This is a genomic window from Pseudomonas onubensis, from assembly GCF_965653655.1.
GTDB lineage: Bacteria > Pseudomonadota > Gammaproteobacteria > Pseudomonadales > Pseudomonadaceae > Aquipseudomonas.
This window is the reverse complement of record NZ_CBFHAZ010000030.1, coordinates 13908-34469: the sequence shown is the minus strand read 5'-3', so window position 1 is coordinate 34469 and position 20562 is coordinate 13908. Positions and strand designations below refer to the sequence as shown.

The window sequence follows — 20562 nt, the reverse complement described above, 5'->3', positions numbered from 1 at the left end:
TGTTTGATCAAAGGCCGTAGCTCATCAGGCGCTCATAACGGCGCTTGAGCAGTGCTTCGTTGTCCAGCTTCTTGAGCATCGCCAGTTGCGAACCCAGCTCAGCGCGGATAGTCGCAGCCGCGGCAGCCGGGTCGCGGTGGGCGCCGCCCAATGGCTCGGCGATAACCTTATCCACGATGCCCAGGCCTTTGAGGCGATCGGCGGTGATGCCCATGGCTTCGGCAGCGTCCGGCGCTTTTTCGGCGGTTTTCCACAGGATCGAAGCGCAACCTTCCGGCGAAATCACCGCGTAGGTCGAATATTGCAGCATGTTCAGTTGGTCGCAGACGCCGATGGCCAGCGCACCGCCGGAACCACCTTCACCAATCACGGTGGCGATGATCGGGGTTTTCAAGCGGGACATCACGCGCAGGTTCCAGGCGATCGCTTCGCTCTGGTTGCGCTCTTCGGCATCGATACCTGGGTAGGCACCCGGGGTGTCGATGAAGGTCAGGATCGGCATTTTGAAGCGCTCGGCCATTTCCATCAGGCGGCACGCTTTGCGGTAGCCTTCCGGGCGCGGCATGCCGAAGTTACGGCGCACCTTTTCACGCACTTCACGGCCTTTTTGGTGACCGATCACCATTACTGGCTGGTCGTCCAGGCGAGCAATACCGCCCACGATGGCTGCGTCGTCAGAGAAGTGGCGATCGCCATGCAACTCGTCGAACTCGGTAAAGATGTGCTGAATGTAGTCCAGGGTATACGGACGGCGCGGGTGGCGAGCCAGGCGCGCGATCTGCCAGCTGGTCAGCTTGCCGAAAATGTCTTCGGTGAGCGTGCTGCTCTTGTCTTGCAGGCGAGCGATCTCATCGCCGATATTCAGCGAATTGTCATTGCCGACCAGGCGCAGTTCTTCAATCTTGGCTTGCAGGTCAGCGATCGGCTGTTCGAAATCAAGAAAATTCGGGTTCATAAGCGTCCGTCTTGGGTCGACGGCCAGGGAGTGCCTGGCCAGCCGGTTGTCTATTCGCGCCCTACCTTAAGGGAGAGGCGCGTTTAGGTCGAGATTAAATGTTCAGCCGAGATCAGAGTTATCTGACCGTCAGCGGTATTGGAGGAAGACGTTGTCTCGCCCGAACTGGTCACGCAAAGCTTGAATCAAGCCATCAGCGGGATCAATTCGCCACGTCTCACCAAACTGCAACATCGCCTTGGCGTCATTGCCGGTGTACTCCATGGTCACCGGGCATGCGCCACGGTGGCGTTTAAGCAAATCACCCAACCAGCGTAGCTGATCGCCTTTAAGGGCTTCGGTCTTGACCTTCAAGCGCAGGCTTTCGGCGAGGTTGGTGCGCGCATCTTCCATGCTCATCACCCGCTTGATCCGCAGGCGCAGGCCGCCGGAGAAGTCATCGTTGCTGACCTCGCCCTCCACCACCACCATGGCGTCCGTCTGTAGCAGCGACTGCGCGGAGTGGAACGCATCGGCGAACAGCGACGCCTCGATGCGGCCCGAACGGTCGTCGAGGGTGATAAAGCCCATCTTGTCGCCCTTCTTATTTTTCATCACCCGCAAGGCGATGATCATGCCGGCGACGGTCTGGGTATCGCGCGCCGGTTTCAGGTCGATGATGCGCTGACGGGCGAAACGGCGTATTTCGCCTTCGTACTCGTCAATCGGGTGACCGGTCAGGTACAGGCCCAGGGTGTCTTTCTCACCTTTGAGACGCTCCTTGAGGGTCAGCTCCTTGGCCTTGCGATGGTTGGCATAAACGTCGGCATCTTCCTCGACAAACAACCCGCCAAACAGGTCGGCGTGGCCACTGTCGTGGGTGCGGGCGGTCTGTTCGGCGGCCTTGATCGCTTCTTCCATGGCGGTGAGCAGTACCGCACGGTTGCGGTCGATATTCGCCTGGTAAGCCTTCGGCTCATCATGGAAATACGGGCCGAGACGATCAAGCGCGCCACTGCGGATCAAACCATCGAGGGTGCGCTTGTTGATGCGCTTGAGGTCAACCCGTGCGCAGAAGTCGAACAGATCCTCGAACGGCCCATGCTGACGCGCTTCGGTGATTGCCTCGACCGGGCCCTCGCCCACGCCCTTGATGGCACCCAGGCCATAGATGATGCGGCCTTCGTCGTTCACCGTGAACTTGAACTCCGAGGCGTTCACGTCCGGCGCGTCGAGGCGCAGCTTCATGGTGCGCACTTCCTCGATCAAGGTCACGACCTTGTCGGTGTTGTGCATATCCGCCGAGAGTACCGCCGCCATGAACGGCGCCGGGTAGTGGGCTTTGAGCCAGGCGGTCTGGTACGACACCAGGCCGTAGGCGGCGGAGTGGGATTTGTTGAAGCCGTAACCGGCGAACTTCTCTACCAGATCGAAAATGTTACCGGCCAGGTCCGCGTCGATATTGTTGGAGGCGCAACCTTCAATGAAACCGCCGCGCTGCTTGGCCATTTCTTCGGGCTTTTTCTTACCCATGGCGCGACGCAGCATGTCCGCACCACCGAGGGTGTAACCGGCCATCACCTGGGCAATCTGCATCACCTGTTCTTGATACAGAATGATGCCGTAGGTCGGCGCCAGTACCGGTTTGAGGCCTTCATACTGGTAATCGGAGTGCGGGTACGCCAGTTCGGCGCGGCCGTGCTTACGGTTGATGAAGTCATCCACCATGCCCGACTGCAGCGGGCCAGGGCGGAACAGGGCCACCAGTGCGATCAAGTCTTCCAGGCAATCGGGCTTGAGCTTTTTGATCAGCTCTTTCATGCCGCGCGACTCAAGCTGGAACACCGCCGTGGTTTCGGCTTTTTGCAGCAACTGGTAAGTCGGTTTATCGTCCAGCGGGATAAACGCGATATCCAGCGGTGCTTCGTCGACCTTGGCGCGCTCGCGGTTGATGGTCTTGAGCGCCCAGTCGATGATCGTCAGGGTTCGCAGGCCCAGGAAGTCGAACTTCACCAGGCCGGCCGCCTCCACGTCATCCTTGTCGAACTGGGTGACCAGGCCATCGCCTTCTTCGTCGCAATAAATCGGCGAAAAGTCAGTGAGCTTGGTCGGCGCAATCACCACACCACCGGCGTGTTTACCGACGTTACGCACCACCCCTTCGAGTTTGCGCGCCATGTCCCAGATTTCGGCGGCTTCTTCATCGACCTTGATGAAGTCGCGCAGGATTTCTTCCTGCTCATACGCTTTCTCAAGAGTCATGCCGACTTCAAACGGGATCATCTTCGACAAGCGATCCGCCAGGCCGTAGGACTTGCCCTGCACCCGCGCCACGTCACGGATTACGGCCTTGGCCGCCATGGAACCGAAGGTGATGATCTGGCTCACGGCGTTGCGGCCGTATTTTTCGGCCACGTACTCGATCACGCGGTCGCGACCGTCCATGCAGAAGTCGACGTCGAAGTCGGGCATGGAAACCCGTTCCGGGTTCAGGAACCGTTCGAACAGCAGGTCGTATTCCAGCGGGTCAAGGTCGGTGATCTTCTGCACATAAGCCACCAGCGAACCGGCACCCGAACCACGGCCCGGGCCTACCGGCACGCCGTTGCTCTTAGCCCACTGGATAAAGTCCATTACGATCAGGAAGTAACCGGGGAACCCCATCTGGATGATGATATCCAGTTCGAAATTAAGCCGGTCGACGTAGACCTGGCGCTTGGCGTCGTAGTCTTCGGTGGTGTCCTTGGGCAGCAGAACGCTCAAACGCTCTTCCAGGCCGTCGAACGACACCTTGCGAAAGTACTCATCGATGGTCATGCCATCGGGAATCGGGAAGTTGGGCAGGAAGTGCTTGCCCAGCTTCACTTCGATATTGCAGCGCTTGGCGATTTCGACCGAGTTTTCCAGCGCTTCAGGCAGGTCGCTGAACAACTCGGCCATTTCATCGGCGCTTTTTAGGTACTGCTCTTCGCTGTAGTTCTTGGAGCGGCGCGGGTCATCCAGTGCGCGGCCTTCGCCGATGCACACGCGGGTTTCGTGGGCTTCGAAATCTTCTTTTTTGATAAAGCGCACATCGTTGGTCGCAACCAGCGGCGCGCCCAGCTTGTCGGCCAGGGCCACGGCGGCGTGCAAGTGCTCTTCATCGTTGGGGCGGTTGGTGCGCTGGACTTCCAGGTAGAAACGATCCGGAAACACATCCATCCACTCGCGGGCCAACACTTCGGCTTCCTGGGGGTTGCCGCCCAGCAGCGCGATACCGATCTCGCCCTCTTTGGCGGCCGAGAGCATGATCACGCCCTCGCTCGCTTCAGCCACCCACTCACGCTCGATGATGATCGAGCCGTTGCGCTGGCCGTCGATAAACCCGCGGGAGATCAATTCGGTGAGGTTGCGATAACCCACGCCATTCATAGCCAGCAGGCTGATGCGGCTCAGGGGGTTATCCGGATCTTTGTTCGACAGCCACAGGTCGGCGCCGCAGATTGGCTTGATGCCGGCGCCCATGGCGTTCTTGTAGAACTTGACCAGGGAACACATGTTGTTCTGATCGGTAACCGCCACCGCAGGCATGTTCATGCCCACCAGCGTTTTGACCAGCGGTTTGATCCGTACCAGGCCGTCGACCAGGGAGTATTCAGTGTGCAGGCGCAGGTGAACGAATGAAGCCGGCATAGTGATCCTGTCTAAAAACTTAGAAACAACAAGGCCCGGGATTGTACCGGGCCTTGAGCAAAACATCAGCCTCGCGACTAAACCTCGCTGAGGCTCTCGCGTGCCTCGTAAGCCTGGCGAACCGGAGCGAACGAGCGACGGTGGATCGGGGTCGGGCCCAGGCGAGCCAAGGCTTCCAGATGAACGGGCGTCGGGTAGCCTTTATGACCACCGATGCCGTAACCCGGATAGATCAATTCGAACGCCGCCATTTCGCGGTCACGGCTGACTTTGGCCAGGATCGAGGCGGCGGCAATCGCCGGGACCTTGCTGTCACCCTTGACCACCGCTTCTGACGGCATCGCCAGTTTGGGGCAGCGGTTGCCGTCGATCATCGCCATTTTCGGGGTGATGTGCAGCCCTTCGACGGCGCGCTGCATGGCCAGCATGGTGGCGTGAAGAATGTTCAGCTCATCGATCTCTTCGACCTCAGCCCGAGCGATGTGCCAGCTCAGCGCTTTCTCGCAGATCTCGTCGTAAAGCTTTTCACGGCGTGCTTCGGTGAGTTTTTTCGAGTCATTGAGGCCGAGGATCGGGCGGTTTGGGTCGAGGATCACCGCCGCCGTTACCACCGCGCCACACAACGGGCCGCGCCCTACTTCGTCAACACCGGCGACCAGCGCATCGGCGTGTGCGACCAGACTGAAATCCAGGCCCATTTGCGTGGTCATAAAACGTCCTGTTTTTGCCCGATCAGGGTCAATACGGCATCGGCCGCCTGGTTCGATGCATCACGGCGCAGGGTGCGGTGGATGTCATCAAAACCACGGGTCTGCTCTTCGCCGCCGTCGATCAAGGGTAGTAAGGTTTGCGCCAGGGCGTCAGGCGTTGCATCGTCCTGCAACAACTCAGGCACCAGCAGGCGCTGGGCCAGCAGGTTAGGCAAGGAGATGTAAGGGCTCTTGACCATGCGCTTGAGAATCCAGAAGGTCAGCGGCGCCAGGCGATAAGCCACGACCATTGGGCGTTTGTACAGCAGCGCCTCCAGGGTCGCGGTGCCCGAGGCAATCAGTACCGCGTCACAGGCAGCCAGGGCCAGGTGCGACTGGCCGTCGAGCAAGGTCAACGGCAGAGTGCGGCCTTCGAGCAAGGTCTCGATTTGCGCACGCCGTTGCGGGCTGGCGCAAGGCAATACAAAACGCACGCCTGGCTTCAAGGTTTGCAGGCGTTCGGCAGCCTCGAAAAACACACTGGCCAGACGCCCGACTTCACCGCCACGACTGCCCGGCATCAATGCCACCAGCGGGCCGTCGGGCAAGCCCAACTCAGCGCGCGCAGCGGCGCGGTCGGCTTGCAACGGAATGGTGTCGGCCAAGGTATGCCCGACAAACCGCACTGGCACGCCCTTCTCTTCGTAGAACCTGGCTTCGAACGGCAGCAAGGTCAGCATCAAGTCGCAGCCTTCGCGGATCTTCAGCACGCGCTTCTGCCGCCACGCCCATACGGACGGGCTGACGTAATGCACAGTCTTGATGCCGGCCTGACGCAACTTGAGTTCGATATTGAGGGTGAAGTCCGGCGCATCGATGCCTATAAAGACGTCGGGCTTTTCTTCGATCAGGGTTTGAATCAGCAGCTTGCGGCGCGCCAGCAGCTCACGCAGTCGGCCCAGCACTTCCACCAGCCCCATGACCGACAGGCGCTCCATGGGAAAGTAGGACGTAAGGCCTTCGGCCTGCATGAGCGGGCCGCCCACGCCGATAAACTCCACCGCAGGATGCTGCGCCTTGAGCGCGCGCATCAGGCCAGCGCCGAGAATATCGCCGGAAGCCTCACCGGCCACCAGCGCAATACGCAGATTAGCCATGATCAGCGGGTGATGCCGCGCGTCGATGCCTGGATAGAGTCGCGGAACACCGCGACTTCCGGGAACAACGCTGCCGGCTCGGTCAGTTCAGTCAGGGCCTGCTCAACCGTCAGCCCCTGACGGTAAACCGTCTTGTAGGCGCGGCGCAGGGCGTGAATCGCGTCTTCGCTGAAACCGCGGCGGCGCATGCCTTCGAAGTTCATGCTACGGGCTTCGGCAGGGTTGCCGAACACCGTGACAAATGCCGGAACATCCTTGCCGATCGCGGTGCCCATGCCGGAAAAGCTGTGGGCGCCGATATGGCAATACTGGTGAACCAGGGTAAAGCCGGACAGGATCGCCCAGTCATCAACGTGCACATGGCCCGCCAGCGCGGTGTTGTTGACCAGGATGCAATGGTTGCCGATCACACTGTCATGGCCGATATGCGCATAGGCCATGATCAGATTGTGATCACCCAGCGTGGTTTCGGCACGATCCTGCACAGTGCCACGGTGAATGGTCACACCTTCACGGATAATGTTGTGATCACCGATTACCAGGCGTGTTTCTTCACCCTTGTACTTCATGTCCGGGGTGTCTTCGCCTACCGAGGAAAACTGGTAGATGCGATTGTGTTTGCCAATGCGGGTCGGACCTTTGAGGATCACGTGTGGCCCGATGACAGTCCCCTCGCCGATTTCAACACCTGCGCCGACGATCGACCAAGGGCCGACCTCAACGTCGGCGGCCAGAACGGCCGACGGATCGATGATTGCGCGAGGGTCAATCAAACTCATAGTTTGCGTTCCGCGCAGATGATCTCAGCGGAGCACACCGGCTTGCCATCCACCGAGGCCTGGCATTCGAACTTCCAGATCTGGCGCTTGCAGCTGATGAACTTGGCTTCCAGGATCAACTGGTCACCCGGGGTGACCGGGTTGCGAAAGCGCAGTTTGTCGGAGCCCACGAAATAGTAAAGCGTGCCATCGGCAGGCTTGAGGTCGAGCATTTTGAAACCAAGGATACCGGCAGCCTGGGCCATCGCTTCGATGATCAGCACGCCCGGCATGATGGGATGCGCGGGGAAGTGACCATTAAAGAACGGTTCGTTGATGCTGACATTCTTGTAGGCACGAATGCGCTTTTCCTCGACATTGAGGTCCACTACACGGTCCACCAGCAGGAACGGGTAACGGTGAGGCAGGTATTCGCGAATCTCGTTGATGTCCATCATTTCGGGGGGAAGCCTGTAATAAAGATTGGGGGCGGGCGAACTAAACGCACGCCCCGCTAGCAAATCAAGGAGGCAGTCTAGCGGCTGTGCACACTTGATATGGAAATGGTATCAGCCTTCTGATGAAGCATTACCGCCAGGGGTCACGTCCTCGACACGCTTTTCGACCTGCTTGAGGCGTCGGGCCATGTCGTCGATCTTGCGCAAACGTGCCGCACTTTTGCGCCATTCAGCCGCTGGCTGCATGGCCGTACCGGAAGAGTAGGAACCCGGCTCGGTAATCGAGTGGGTCACCATGGTCATGCCGGTGATGAAGACGTTGTCGCAAACTTCGATATGCCCCACCAGCCCTACGCCACCGGCGAGCATGCAATGCTTGCCAATCTTGGTACTGCCGGAGATGCCCACGCACGCCGCCATGGCGGTGTGATCGCCAATCTGCACGTTGTGGGCGATCTGGATCTGGTTGTCGAGCTTCACGCCGTTACCGAGCACGGTATCGGCCAAGGCCCCGCGATCCACAGCGGTGTTGACACCGATTTCAACGTCATCGCCGATCAATACGCCGCCGACCTGGGCAATTTTGTGCCAGATACCTTTGGCGTTGGCAAAACCAAACCCTTCGCCACCGATCACGGCACCCGACTGAATGACCACCCGCTTACCAATACGCACGTCGTGGTAAAGGGTAACCCGAGGCGCCAGCCAACCATCGGCGCCGATTTCGCAGCGCGCACCGATAAAGCAATGAGCCCCCACCGTGACACCGGCGGCAATGCGCGCACCACTCTCGATCACCGCAAACGCGCCAATGCTGGCCGCAGGGTCAACCTGGGCATCATCGGCGATCACGGCTGACGGGTGAATACCAGCCGCCGCCTTGGGTTTGGGATCGAACAGGTGCGACGCCCGGGCATATGCCAGGTAAGGGTCGGCAACCACCAGCGCATCCCCGGTAAACCCTTCAGCGTCAGCGGCCTTCAGCAACACGGCTGCGGCTTGGCTGTCGACCAGGTATTTACGGTATTGAGGATTTGCGAGGAAGCTCAACTGAGCTGGGCCAGCCTCCTGCAAGGTGGCTAGCCCAGTGATTTCTTTCTCCTTGGAGCCACGCAAGGTGGCCCCCAGGAACTCGGCCAACTCGCCGAGTTTGATAGTCGCGGTCATGGCTTACTTCAGCTGGTTCATGCGCTCGATCACCTGACGGGTGATGTCGTATTGAGGCTTGACGTCAATCACGGCGCCGCGCTCGAACACCAGGTCAAAGGCACCTTTCTTGATGACTTCTTCCACAGCGCTGTCGAGCTTAGGCTTGAGCTGCTTGAGCATTTCACGGTCAGCAACGGCTTTGGCTTCGTTCAGCTCCTTGGACTGGAACTGGTAGTCGCGGGCCTTTTGCTTGAATTCAAGCTCCAGGCGCTCACGTTCGCCTTGCTGCATTTTGTCGCCACCGGCTACCAGACGATCCTGGATACCCTTGGCACTGCTTTCCAGGGTCTTGAGCTTGGTCAGTTGCGGACCGAACTTCTTCTCGGCATCCACGGCGTAACGCTTGGCCGCGTCGGATTCCAGCAGGGCCATCTGATAGTTCAGGACGGCGATTTTCATTTCGGCGAAGGCCGGTGTGGTTACCAGCACGGTGGCCAGCAGAACCAATTGAGTCAACTTACGCACGATGTACTCCTACAGAATCCGTTGTCGTTATCTTGGGTCAGACGCTTAGAACGTCTGGCCGAGGGAGAATTGGAAAATCTGGGTTTCAGCGTTATCCGGTTTCTTGATCGGCATGGCCAGAGCAAAGCTCAATGGGCCAAGCGCAGTCACCCACGTCACACCTACACCTACGGAGCTGGCGAGGTTGCTCAGGCTGACGTCGTTGCACTCAGTCTGGGACTTCACGCCACTCGGGTTGGTGATCTGTTCGCACTTGGAGTCGAACACGTTACCCACGTCCCAGAAGACCGAAGTACGCAGCGAACGCTGATCCTTGACGAATGGCAGCGGGAACAGAATCTCCGCACCACCCTGGATCAAAATGTTACCACCGAACGGCAGTGCGTCATTGTTCGAGTCAACGCTGGTGCCCTGGTTACCGGTTACTGCTTGACCACGGCTTGGTGTACCACGTGGACCCAAGGTGCTGTCCTTGAAGCCGCGAACCGAGTTGAAACCACCTGCATAGTAGTTCTCATAGAACGGCAGACCGTTGGTCGAACCATAACCGTCGCCATAACCCAGCTCAGTGTGCAGGCGCATGGTGTAGTTATCGCTCAGCGGCTGGAACAACTGGCCACGGTAGTCGAGCTTGAAGAACGACAGGTCGCTGCCTGGCGTAGTGGCTTCCAGGGTCAGGCTCTGGGAGTGGCCACGGGTTGCCAGCACACCTTTGTTCAAGGTCGATTCCGACCAACCGGCCGACGCCTTGAAGTTCAGGAACTGGTCGCCCTCTTTGCGCACGAAGTTGAAGATTTCGTCGGTGGTGTACACACCGGTCTTGATCTTGTCCTGTTGCGCGGTGAAGCCGAAGGTCAGACGCGAGGTCTCGCTGATCGGGTAACCGATGTTGACACCGGCGCCGAGGCTGTCGATCGCATAACTTGCAACGTCAACATCGAGGTCTTTGTAGTCAGTGGTGCGGTAGAAGGCGTTGTAGCCCAGGCTCACACCGTCAGCAGTCCAGTAGGGGTCGACATAACCGAAGTTATAGCGGCTCTGGTATTCGCTTCGGGTCAGGCCGATGGAGACCTTGTTACCGGTACCGAGGAAGTTGTTCTGGGTGATCGAACCACCAAGGATCAGGCCGGCACTCTGTGCAAAACCGACGCTGGCAGTGATCGAGCCCGACGCTTGTTCTTCTACGGCGTAGTTCACGTCAACCTGGTCGTCCACACCCGGTACGGCCGGGGTTTCGACGTTGACTTCCTTAAAGAAGCCCAGGCGTTCAAGACGGGTCTTGGACTGGTCGATCAGGTAAGTCGACGCCCAGCCACCTTCCATCTGACGCATCTCACGACGCAGCACTTCGTCCGCAGACTTGGTGTTGCCACGGAAATTGATGCGGTTCACGTAGGCACGCTTGCCTGGGTCGACAACGAAGGTGATGTCTACGGTGTGGTCTTCGTCGTGCGGGGTCGGCACGCCGTTGACGTTGGCGAAGGTATAGCCTTCGTTACCCAGGCGACGGGTGATCAGTTCGGACGTGGTAGTCATCAGCTTGCGCGAGAACACCTGATCTTTCTGCACCAGCAACAACGACTTCACCTGGTCCTCAGGGACTTTCAGGTCACCGCTGAGCTTGACGTCACGCACGGTGTATTTCTCACCTTCGTTGACGTTGACGGTGATGTAGACGTGTTTCTTGTCCGGGGTGATGGACACCTGGGTCGAAGCGATATCCATGTTGATATAGCCACGGTCCAGGTAGTAGGAACGCAGACGTTCCAGGTCACCGGAGAGTTTTTCACGGGCGTACTTGTCATCGTTCTTGAAGAACGACAGCCAGTTGGTGGTCTTGAGTTCGAACAGGTCGATCAGGTCGTCATCAGCAAACTTGGTGTTACCCACCACGTTGATGTGCTGGATGGCCGCTACTGTGCCTTCGTTGATCTTGACCTTGAGGCCAACACGGTTACGAGGCTGCGGGATCACTTCGGTATCCACGGACGCGGAATAGCGACCCTGAGCCACGTACTGACGTTGCAGTTCGTTACGCACACCCTCAAGGGTGGCGCGCTGGAAGATCTCGCCTTCGGCCAGGCCGGATTGCTTGAGACCCTTCATCAAGTCTTCAGTGGAGATCGCCTTGTTACCCTCGATCTCGATACTGGCGACGGAAGGTCGCTCAACGACAGTGATGACCAGGACGTTACCTTCGCGACCCAGTTGGATATCTTGAAAGAACCCGGTTTTGAACAGCGCACGAGTGGATTCCACCAGGCGACGATCATCAGCCTGTTCCCCGACGTTCAACGGCAAGGCACCAAAGACGCTACCGGCGGAAACCCGCTGGAGGCCGTTGACACGAATATCGGAGATAGTGAAGGACTCGGCGTGAACTTCGGCGATCATCAATACGGTGAGAACCGCAGTTAGCAGCAGACGTTTCATGAAGTCCTTTCTTATTCCAACTGGCAATAAACAAACTGCCGCAAAATGCGGCAGATTCGCAATTCAGCGAAGCGTTACAGTCTTCCCAGATCGTTGACCAGAGCTAACAACATCACTCCGACCACCAAACTGATACCGATCTGTATCCCCCAACCCTGCACCCGATCCGACAAGGGGCGCCCACGCACCCACTCGACCAGATAAAACAACAGATGCCCCCCATCCAATACTGGAATGGGCAACAAATTCAGAACTCCAAGGCTAATACTCAGATAAGCCAGGAAATTCAGGAAATCCGCGACACCCGACTGGGCAGAAGCGCCCGCCACTTTAGCAATGGTTATCGGTCCACTCAAGTTTTTTACCGAGAGCTCGCCGAACAACATTTTCTTGAGCGATTCGAGGGTCAGCACACTCATGGTCCAAGTGCGTTTCGCGCCCTCGCCAATTGCCGCCAGCGGCCCGAAGCTGACCTCCCGCACCATCGAAGGTGGCCAGTCGACTCCTTTCACCCCGGCGCCCAGATACCCCCCCGCGGCCTTGGCTTCCCCACGTACCGCCAGGGTCACAGGGACGTCGATTTGAGCATCATCGCGCTCAACTTTCAGCACAATCTTGGTATCAGGACGTACACGCACCAGATCGACCACTTGCTGCCAGTCGCCGAGCACCTGGCCATCAAGGGCCAACAAGCGGTCGCCGGTTTTCAGACCTGCGGCTTGTGCCGGGCCTTTCGGGTCCAGCTCGGCCAGCACCGGCGGCAAGGCCGGGCGCCACGGTCGAATCCCCAGCGACTTGATCGGGTCAGGCTCATCTGCGCCCTTGAGCCAGTGATCCAGGGCCAGGGTGCGAGGCGTCTCGGCGGTGGAATCCTGTTCGCGCACCACCACATTAATGGTGCCGCTTTCACCCATGCGGCGTACCAGCTGTAAATTGACCGCGCCCCACCCTGTGGTCGGCTCGCCATCAATGGAAACAATTTCTTGCCCTGCGACCAGGCCGGCCTTGGCCGCCATGCTGTCGGCTTCGACCGCGCCGATGACCGGGCGCACCTGCTGGCTGCCCATCATGGCCAAGACCCAGAAGAACACGATCGCCAAGAGGAAGTTGGCGATCGGACCGGCAGCCACAATCGCGATGCGCTGACGAACGGTCTTGCGATTGAACGACTGATCCAACTGATCGGCCGGCACTTCGCCTTCGCGCTCGTCGAGCATCTTGACGTAGCCGCCCAACGGAATGGCCGCAATCACGAATTCGGTGCCACGCCGATCGTGCCAACGCAGCAATGGCATGCCAAAACCGACGGAAAAGCGCAGTACCTTGACGCCGCAACGACGCGCCACCCAAAAGTGGCCGAATTCGTGGAAGGTAACCAGCACACCCAGAGCAACCAGGGTGCCGACAATCATGTAGAGCGCACTCATCTAATTTCTCCGCATTCCAATCCAGTGCCTGAAGGCTCAAACCCGCCCACAGACTAACGCGCGTTGCGGTTCAACCATTGCTCGGCCAGCGTACGGGCCTTTGCATCGGCCTCGAACACTGCACCTAAATCATCCACTGCCACAACGGGCTCAAGGCTCAAAACTTCCTCGATGATACTCGGGATCTGCGGGAAGCGAATACGCCCGTCCAGAAACGCCGCCACAGCCACCTCGTTAGCCGCATTGAGCATCGCCGGTGCGCTATTGCCCGCCTCTGCCGCTTGCCGCGCCAAACGCAGGCACGGGAAGCGCTGCTCGTCCGGCGCCTCGAAGTCCAGGCGCGCAACGGTGAACAGGTCCAACGGTGCGACACCCGAGTCAATTCGCTCCGGCCAGGCCAGGGCATTGGCGATCGGCGTGCGCATGTCCGGGTTACCCAGTTGCGCCAACACCGAACCGTCCACGTAGTCGACCAGGGAATGAATCACACTTTGCGGGTGGATCACCACTTCAACCTGATCGGGCCGAGCGTCGAACAACCAGCACGCTTCGATCAACTCCAGGCCTTTGTTCATCATGCTCGCCGAGTCCACGGAAATCTTGCGCCCCATGGACCAGTTCGGATGTGCACAAGCCTGGTCAGGCGACACATGCTCCAAATCAGCCAATGGAGTTTGCCGGAACGGGCCACCGGATGCCGTAAGAAGAATCCGCCGTACACCCACCTGGCTCAAGCCACGGGCAAAATCGCCGGGCATGCACTGGAAAATTGCGTTGTGTTCGCTGTCGAGGGGCAACAACACTGCGCCGCTCTTGCGTACCGCCTGCATAAAGAGCGTGCCGGACATGACCAGCGCTTCTTTATTAGCCAGCAGGATCTTCTTGCCGGCATCCACCGCTGCCAACGTCGGGCGCAAACCCGCTGCGCCGACAATGGCCGCCACCACCGTGTCCACTTCGGCATCGGCTGACACCTGGCACAAACCTTCCTCACCTACCAGCACTTGCGTAGCCAGCCCGGCAGCCTGCAGTTGTTGCTGCAAGCCACGCGCTGCCGCCACTTCAGGCACCACGGCAAAGCGCGGCGTGTGGCGCACGCACAGGGCCAGCAGCTCGCTCAAGCGGGTGAAGCCGGTCAAGGCAAACACCTGATAACGGTCAGGATGGCGAGCGATCACATCCAGGGTGCTCAGCCCCACCGAGCCGGTTGCACCCAGCACGGTCACCTGTTGCAAGCGGCTCACGAAGCCGTCATCCACAACAGCACGGCAAAGATCGGGATCGCAGCGGTAAGGCTGTCGATACGGTCCAGCACGCCGCCATGGCCCGGCAGCAGATTGCTGCTGTCCTTGATCCCGGCCTGGCGCTTGAACATGCTTTCAGTCAGGTCGCCCACCACTGAGATGAACACCACGACTGCCGTGCCCAGCAGGGCCAGGAGTATTTCCTTTACCGACCAGTCGCGCACAACACCCACTACCAGCGTGATCAGCAAGGTCAACGCCAGGCCGCCGTAAACGCCTTCCCAGCTCTTGCCGGGGCTGACTGCCGGAGCCAGCTTGCGCTTACCGAAGGCGCGGCCGGAGAAGTAGGCGCCAATATCAGCGCCCCACACCAACACCATCACCGCCATGATCAGCCAGTTGCCCATCGGTGCATTCTTGATTTCCACCAGGCCTTGCCAGGCCGGCAACAAAATCAGCAAGCCAATCACCAACTTGCTGGCAACACTGGACCAATGGCCGCTGGTGCGCGGAAACGTCAGCACCAGGAAGGTCGCGAGCGCCCACCACAGCACCGCAGCGCCTAATACCCAAGGCACCACGATGCTCGACAGGGTATGCATCAGGAACAGCAACAGCGCCACGACAGCGGCGTAGGCCACACGTGGCAATTGTGCCTCGAAGCCCGCCAGACGCGCCCATTCCCAGGCACCCAGGGTCACGACCACGCCGATAAACAGCGCAAAGCCGGAACCGTCGAGCAGGAAAAACCCACACAAGGCAATCGGCAGCAGGATCAGTGCAGTGATGATTCGTTGTTTAAGCATTTAAACCCGGGCTCCAGCTTCGATCTGCTCGCTCGTTTTACCGAAGCGGCGCTGACGGGAAGCGAAATCGGCCAGTGCATTACGCATGGCATCGTGTTTGAAGTCCGGCCAGAACAGGTCGGAGAAGTACAGCTCGGTGTAGGCCAGCTGCCACAGCAGGAAATTGCTGATGCGGTGCTCGCCACCGGTGCGGATGCACAGGTCCGGCAACGGCAGGTCACCGGTCACCAGGCAGGTTTGCAACAATTCGGGCGTGATGTCGTCGGGCCGCAGGTGCCCGGCCTGTACTTCGCGGGCAAGGCGCTGCGCGGCCTGGGCGATATCCCACTGGCCGCCATAGTTGGCCGCGATCTGCAGTACAAAACGGTTGCTGCCGGCAGTGATGGCTTCTGCTTCGCGCATGGCTGCCTGCAACTCCGGATGAAACCGCGAGCGGTCACCGATAATACGCAGGCTGATGTTGTTGTCGTTAAGGCGCTTGGCCTCACGACGCAAAGCCTTGAAGAACAGGTCCATCAAGGCGCTGACTTCTTCGGCTGGCCGTTGCCAGTTCTCACTGGAGAAGGCAAACAAGGTCAACACTTCGACCTTGGCCTCGGCACACACCTCAATCACGGCGCGCACTGCATCGACACCCGCTTTATGCCCGGCGACACCCGGCATAAAGCGTTTCTTCGCCCAGCGATTATTCCCATCCATGATGATCGCGACATGGCGCGGCACCACAGAGGGCACAGTCTGCTTGGTCTTTTCCATGAAGGCGTCCTGACCCCTTATACGGCCATCAGGTCCTTTTCTTTCTCTTCCGTGGCCTTGGTGATCTGGGCCTCGGCATCTTTGGTCAGCTTGTCGATTTCGGCGACGGCGCGACGTTCTTCGTCTTCGCTGATTTCTTTGTCCTTGACCAGTTTCTTCAGGTCGCCCAGCGCATCACGGCGGATATTACGCACTGCAACCCGCGCATCTTCAGCTGCGCTGCGCGCCTGCTTGGTGAAGCCCTTACGGGTTTCTTCGGTCAGGGCCGGCATAGAGATCAGCAGCAACTCACCCAGGTTCGTCGGGTTGAGGTTCAAGCCAGCGCTCTGGATAGCTTTGTCGACAGCGCCGAGCATGTTGCGCTCAAAAGCCACGACTTGCAGGGTGCGCGAGTCTTTCACGGTGATGTTGGCCACCTGGGTGATGGAGGTATCTGTGCCGTAGTACGGCACCATCACGCTACCCAGAATGCTTGGGTGAGCCTTACCGGTACGAATCTGACCAAACGCGTGGTTCAGAGACTCCAGGGATTTGTGCATACGCTCTTGAGCGTCTTTCTTGATTTCGTTGATCATTGTTGGCCTTCCTCGATCAGAGTCCCTTCCGCGCCGCCATGTACGATATTCAGCAGGGCGCCGGGCTTGTTCATGTTAAATACGCGCAGCGGCATCTTGTGGTCGCGGCACAGGCAAATAGCCGTCAGGTCCATCACACCCAGCTTGCGATCCAGCACTTCATCGTAGGTCAGATGATCGAACTTCTCGGCATGCGGGTCTTTGAATGGGTCGGCAGTGTAGACGCCATCCACCTTGGTGGCCTTGAGTACCACGTCGGCATCGATTTCGATGGCACGCAGGCAGGCAGCCGAGTCCGTGGTGAAGAACGGGTTGCCGGTACCGGCAGCAAAGATCACGACTTCTTTGGCGTTCAGGTGGCGCATGGCTTTGCGACGATCATAATGATCAGTCACGCCAACCATGGAAATAGCCGACATCACGATGGCCGAGATATTGGCGCGCTCCAGGGCGTCGCGCATGGCCAGGGCGTTCATCACAGTGGCCAGCATGCCCATGTGGTCGCCAGTGACACGATCCATACCGGCAGCACTCAGTGCCGCGCCACGGAACAGGTTACCGCCGCCAATCACCAGGCCGACTTGTACGCCGATGCCGACCAGTTGGCCAACTTCGAGCGCCATGCGGTCGAGTACTTTGGGATCGATCCCGAACTCTTCCGAGCCCATCAGGGCCTCGCCGCTGAGCTTGAGTAGAATGCGTTTATAGCGAGCCTGATAACCACTGCCCTGCTGAGCCATTGCGAATCTCTCCTGCGGCGTATTTTTTAAAAATTCTTGGCGAGCCGTTTACGGCTTGCGTTCACTCTAGCTGGACGCTATCACAGCGCCATCGGAACACGGCTTTGTAAGCCAGTTCCGACAGGAAACCAAATAAAAATTGGCCTTCCCATTTGAAAAGAGGCTGCGCGCGTGAGCGGGCAGCCTCTTTCGGCGACAGTTGAAAACTGTCTTATTGCTTGGCGGCAGCCAGCTGGGCAGCAACTTCTTCAGCGAAGTTGTCGACCGGCTTCTCGATGCCCTCGCCTACTTTGTAGTAGGTGAAGGAAACGATTTCAGCGCCGGCTTTCTTAGCCAGGTCGCCAACCTTGATTTCAGGGTTCTTGACGAACGCCTGCTCAACCAGGCTCGCTTCAGCCAGGAACTTGCTGATACGGCCTTTGATCATGTTTTCAACGATGTTTTCCGGCTTGCCGGCGATCTTGTCAGCGTTGAGGCTCAGGAACACGGCTTTTTCGCGTTCGATTGCGTCAGCGGAGACTTCCGATGGCAGCAGGAATTCAGGGTTGCTGGCCGCTACGTGCATAGCGATATCTTTTGCCAGCTCAACGTCGCCGCCTTTCAGGGCAACCACGACGCCGATTTTGTTACCGTGCAGGTAACCACCAACCACATCACCTTCGATGCGAGCCAGGCGACGGATGTTGACGTTTTCGCCAACCTTGCCGACCAGTACCAGGCGATCAGCTTCTTGAGCCTCGATCAACGGCTCAACAGTAGTCAGCTTGTCGTCGAATGCTTTCTTGACGCTGGCAGCAACGAATGCCTTGAAGTCGTCTTGCAGAGCCAGGAAGTCGGTCTGGGAGTTCACTTCCAGCAGAACGGCAGCCTTGCCGTCTTCAACCAGAGCGATAGCGCCTTCAGCAGCGACGTTGCCGGCTTTCTTGGCAGCCTTGATGGCGCCGGAAGCACGCATGTCGTCGATGGCTTTTTCGATGTCGCCGCCAGCCTTGGTCAAGGCCTTTTTGCAATCCATCATGCCTTCGCCGGTACGCTCACGCAGTTCTTTAACCAACGCTGCAGTAATCTCTGCCATTTCAAAATCCTCTTGGATAGGTTTTCAACCATTCCACCCGATCAAACGGGCGATCAATTCTTCCCGAATCACCCTTGTAGGCCGCTGCACGTTACAGAAGTTGTAGCTGCGCTGCCGACAAATGGTTTTCGAGGTGGCAAAAAGGGGGCCAAGCCCCCTTTTTGCTTACTGAGTCAACGCCAGGGCGCTAATTACTCAGCGGCAGCTACCGGAGCTTCTTCAACGAACTGCTCGGTACCACCAGCAACGTGGTTGCGACCACGGATTACAGCGTCAGCCATCGAACCCATGTACAGCTGGATAGCGCGGATTGCGTCATCGTTGCCTGGGATGATGTAGTCAACGCCTTCCGGGCTGCTGTTGGTATCGACTACGCCGATAACCGGGATGCCCAGCTTGTTGGCTTCGGTGATCGCGATGCGCTCGTGATCAACGTCGATAACGAACAGTGCGTCAGGCAGACCGCCCATGTCCTTGATACCACCCAGGGAACGATCGAGCTTTTCCAGGTCGCGAGTGCGCATCAGCGCCTCTTTCTTGGTCAGCTTGGCGAAAGTACCGTCTTCGGCTTGCACTTCAAGGTCACGCAGACGCTTGATGGAAGCACGGATGGTTTTGAAGTTGGTCAGCATGCCGCCCAACCAGCGGTGATCGACGTACGGCGAACCGCAACGTGCTGCTTCTTCAGCAACGATCTTGCCAGCGGAACGCTTGGTGCCGACGAACAGGATCTTGTTTTTGCCCTGGGCCAGACGCTCTACGAAAGTCAGAGCTTCGTTGAACATTGGCAGGGTTTTTTCAAGGTTGATAATGTGGATCTTGTTACGCGCGCCGAAAATGTATTTACCCATTTTCGGGTTCCAGTAACGGGTCTGGTGACCGAAGTGCACACCGGCCTTCAGCATATCGCGCATGTTGACTTGGGACATGATAGTTCCTTAATAAGTCGGGTTTGGCCTCCACGTATCCCAATGACCAACCAGCGGCTTCAAGGCCTCCGGCACCCAGGTCATCGTGTCGACACGTGTGTGGATTTAAGCTTCGCGGGGCATCCCCGGAAAGCGGCGCATTTTATACCACAGGAAGGACAAAAACGAAACCCGCAATCACATTTGCCGTGCTCCGCTTTTGCGTAACCCTTTGAATAGAGCCAATATGCCCCCACCTTGATAGACAGAAGCGATCATCAGAGGCTCATGATTTGCCGCCCGCGTCTGTTAGAATCAGGTTTTTTGGGGCTTGTGCGAATTCTGTAACCTTTTGTCGCACGCCCGTAAACCGTATTGATTTCAGCGCGTCGCGCTAGAGAGAGCCTGTATGACCGTTAACTTGAAAACCGCCGAAGACATCGCAGGCATGCGCGTTGCCGGCAAACTGGCTGCCGACGTGCTGGAAATGATTGCCGAACACGTCAAACCCGGCGTCACCACCGAAGCCCTGGACCGCATTTGCCACGACTATATAGTCGACGTGCAAAAAGCCATCCCTGCCCCGCTCAACTACAAGGGCTTCCCCAAGTCGATCTGCACCTCGATCAACCACGTGGTCTGCCACGGGATCCCGGGCGACAAACCGTTGAAGGACGGCGACACCCTGAACATCGACGTCACGGTGATCAAGGATGGCTACCACGGCGACACCAGCCGCATGTTCCACGTCGGCACCGTGCCGGTCTGGGCTGAGCGCCTGTCCCAGGTCACCCAGGAATGCATGTATAAGGCCATCGAGATCGTCAAGCCCGGCTGCCGCCTGGGCGATATCGGTGAAGTGATCCAGAAGCACGCGGAAAAGAACGGTTTCTCGGTAGTCCGTGAATTCTGCGGCCATGGCATCGGCAAGGTATTCCACGAAGAACCGCAGATCCTGCACTACGGCCGCGCCGGCACCGGCATGGAGCTCAAGGCGGGCATGACCTTCACCATCGAGCCGATGATCAACCAGGGCAAGGCCGACACCAAGGTGCTGGGCGACGGCTGGACCGCCATCACCAAGGACCGCAAGCTCTCGGCCCAGTGGGAACACACCCTGCTGGTCACCGAGACCGGCTACGAGATCTTCACCCTGCGCGCTGACGACACGATTCCTCGCGTTTCGGCGTAATGGTTGCCTCGGTTTTCCAGCTGCACCGTTGTGAATGACTCCATAGACAGATAGGAAAGCCGAT

At 58.6% G+C, this 20562-nt stretch carries 18 protein-coding genes; 1 reads left to right on the top strand and 17 read right to left on the bottom strand.

What is annotated here, in order from left to right; genetic code table 11:
• Nucleotides 1-7 precede the first annotated feature (7 nt).
• The 17 genes from ACTD9P_RS12725 to rpsB form a co-directional block, all read right to left on the bottom strand.
• Nucleotides 8-955, bottom strand: a complete 948-nt coding sequence (locus ACTD9P_RS12725; RefSeq protein ID WP_017137153.1) for an acetyl-CoA carboxylase carboxyltransferase subunit alpha — start codon at nucleotides 953-955, stop codon at nucleotides 8-10.
• Between the two features lie 129 nt (nucleotides 956-1084).
• Nucleotides 1085-4606 carry a DNA polymerase III subunit alpha gene (gene dnaE / locus ACTD9P_RS12720; RefSeq protein WP_200433310.1) on the bottom strand — a complete coding sequence of 1174 codons (3522 nt, stop codon included), beginning with the start codon at nucleotides 4604-4606 and terminating at the stop codon, nucleotides 1085-1087.
• A gap of 77 nt (nucleotides 4607-4683) precedes the next feature.
• Nucleotides 4684-5316 (bottom strand): ribonuclease HII, encoded by a 633-nt coding sequence (gene rnhB / locus ACTD9P_RS12715; protein WP_017137151.1) that lies wholly within the window; start codon nucleotides 5314-5316, stop codon nucleotides 4684-4686.
• Nucleotides 5313-6452, bottom strand: a complete 1140-nt coding sequence (gene lpxB / locus ACTD9P_RS12710; RefSeq protein ID WP_438867967.1) for a lipid-A-disaccharide synthase — start codon at nucleotides 6450-6452, stop codon at nucleotides 5313-5315. Before lpxB ends, rnhB begins: the two co-directional genes overlap by 4 nt.
• A 2-nt stretch (nucleotides 6453-6454) precedes the next feature.
• Nucleotides 6455-7231: an acyl-ACP--UDP-N-acetylglucosamine O-acyltransferase gene (gene lpxA, locus ACTD9P_RS12705; RefSeq protein WP_056857531.1), complete on the bottom strand. Its 777-nt coding sequence runs from the start codon at nucleotides 7229-7231 to the stop codon at nucleotides 6455-6457.
• Nucleotides 7228-7668, bottom strand: a complete 441-nt coding sequence (gene fabZ, locus ACTD9P_RS12700; RefSeq protein ID WP_003172281.1) for a 3-hydroxyacyl-ACP dehydratase FabZ — start codon at nucleotides 7666-7668, stop codon at nucleotides 7228-7230. The genes lpxA and fabZ overlap by 4 nt, the downstream gene beginning before the upstream one ends.
• A gap of 111 nt (nucleotides 7669-7779) precedes the next feature.
• Nucleotides 7780-8835 carry a UDP-3-O-(3-hydroxymyristoyl)glucosamine N-acyltransferase gene (lpxD, locus tag ACTD9P_RS12695; RefSeq protein WP_138816453.1) on the bottom strand — a complete coding sequence of 352 codons (1056 nt, stop codon included), beginning with the start codon at nucleotides 8833-8835 and terminating at the stop codon, nucleotides 7780-7782.
• Between the two features lie 3 nt (nucleotides 8836-8838).
• Nucleotides 8839-9342, bottom strand: coding sequence for an OmpH/Skp family outer membrane protein (locus ACTD9P_RS12690; protein WP_003189173.1), 504 nt, complete (start codon nucleotides 9340-9342; stop codon nucleotides 8839-8841).
• Between the two features lie 45 nt (nucleotides 9343-9387).
• Nucleotides 9388-11775: an outer membrane protein assembly factor BamA gene (bamA, locus tag ACTD9P_RS12685; RefSeq protein WP_438867966.1), complete on the bottom strand. Its 2388-nt coding sequence runs from the start codon at nucleotides 11773-11775 to the stop codon at nucleotides 9388-9390.
• Between the two features lie 74 nt (nucleotides 11776-11849).
• Nucleotides 11850-13202, bottom strand: coding sequence for a sigma E protease regulator RseP (gene rseP, locus ACTD9P_RS12680; protein WP_438867965.1), 1353 nt, complete (start codon nucleotides 13200-13202; stop codon nucleotides 11850-11852).
• Nucleotides 13203-13255: 53 nt separating this feature from the next.
• On the bottom strand, nucleotides 13256-14446 hold the full coding sequence (gene ispC, locus ACTD9P_RS12675) for a 1-deoxy-D-xylulose-5-phosphate reductoisomerase (RefSeq protein ID WP_438867964.1): 1191 nt from the start codon (nucleotides 14444-14446) through the stop codon (nucleotides 13256-13258).
• Nucleotides 14443-15252, bottom strand: coding sequence for a phosphatidate cytidylyltransferase (locus ACTD9P_RS12670; protein WP_438867963.1), 810 nt, complete (start codon nucleotides 15250-15252; stop codon nucleotides 14443-14445). Before ACTD9P_RS12670 ends, ispC begins: the two co-directional genes overlap by 4 nt.
• Nucleotides 15253-16008: a polyprenyl diphosphate synthase gene (uppS, locus tag ACTD9P_RS12665; protein ID WP_017137143.1), complete on the bottom strand. Its 756-nt coding sequence runs from the start codon at nucleotides 16006-16008 to the stop codon at nucleotides 15253-15255.
• A 17-nt stretch (nucleotides 16009-16025) separates the two neighbouring features.
• Complete coding sequence (frr, locus tag ACTD9P_RS12660) at nucleotides 16026-16583, bottom strand: ribosome recycling factor (RefSeq protein ID WP_438867962.1); 558 nt, start codon at nucleotides 16581-16583, stop codon at nucleotides 16026-16028.
• Nucleotides 16580-17323 (bottom strand): UMP kinase, encoded by a 744-nt coding sequence (pyrH, locus tag ACTD9P_RS12655; protein WP_003172271.1) that lies wholly within the window; start codon nucleotides 17321-17323, stop codon nucleotides 16580-16582. The genes frr and pyrH overlap by 4 nt, the downstream gene beginning before the upstream one ends.
• 211 nt (nucleotides 17324-17534) lie before the next feature.
• Nucleotides 17535-18398: a translation elongation factor Ts gene (gene tsf / locus ACTD9P_RS12650; RefSeq protein WP_438867961.1), complete on the bottom strand. Its 864-nt coding sequence runs from the start codon at nucleotides 18396-18398 to the stop codon at nucleotides 17535-17537.
• A 191-nt stretch (nucleotides 18399-18589) separates the two neighbouring features.
• On the bottom strand, nucleotides 18590-19327 hold the full coding sequence (gene rpsB, locus ACTD9P_RS12645) for a 30S ribosomal protein S2 (RefSeq protein WP_003219330.1): 738 nt from the start codon (nucleotides 19325-19327) through the stop codon (nucleotides 18590-18592).
• 388 nt (nucleotides 19328-19715) lie between these two features.
• On the opposite strand from rpsB, the gene map reads away from it, so the two are divergent.
• A complete protein-coding gene (gene map, locus ACTD9P_RS12640) occupies nucleotides 19716-20498 on the top strand; it encodes a type I methionyl aminopeptidase (RefSeq protein WP_138816458.1) in 783 nt (260 codons plus the stop codon).
• Nucleotides 20499-20562 lie beyond the last annotated feature (64 nt).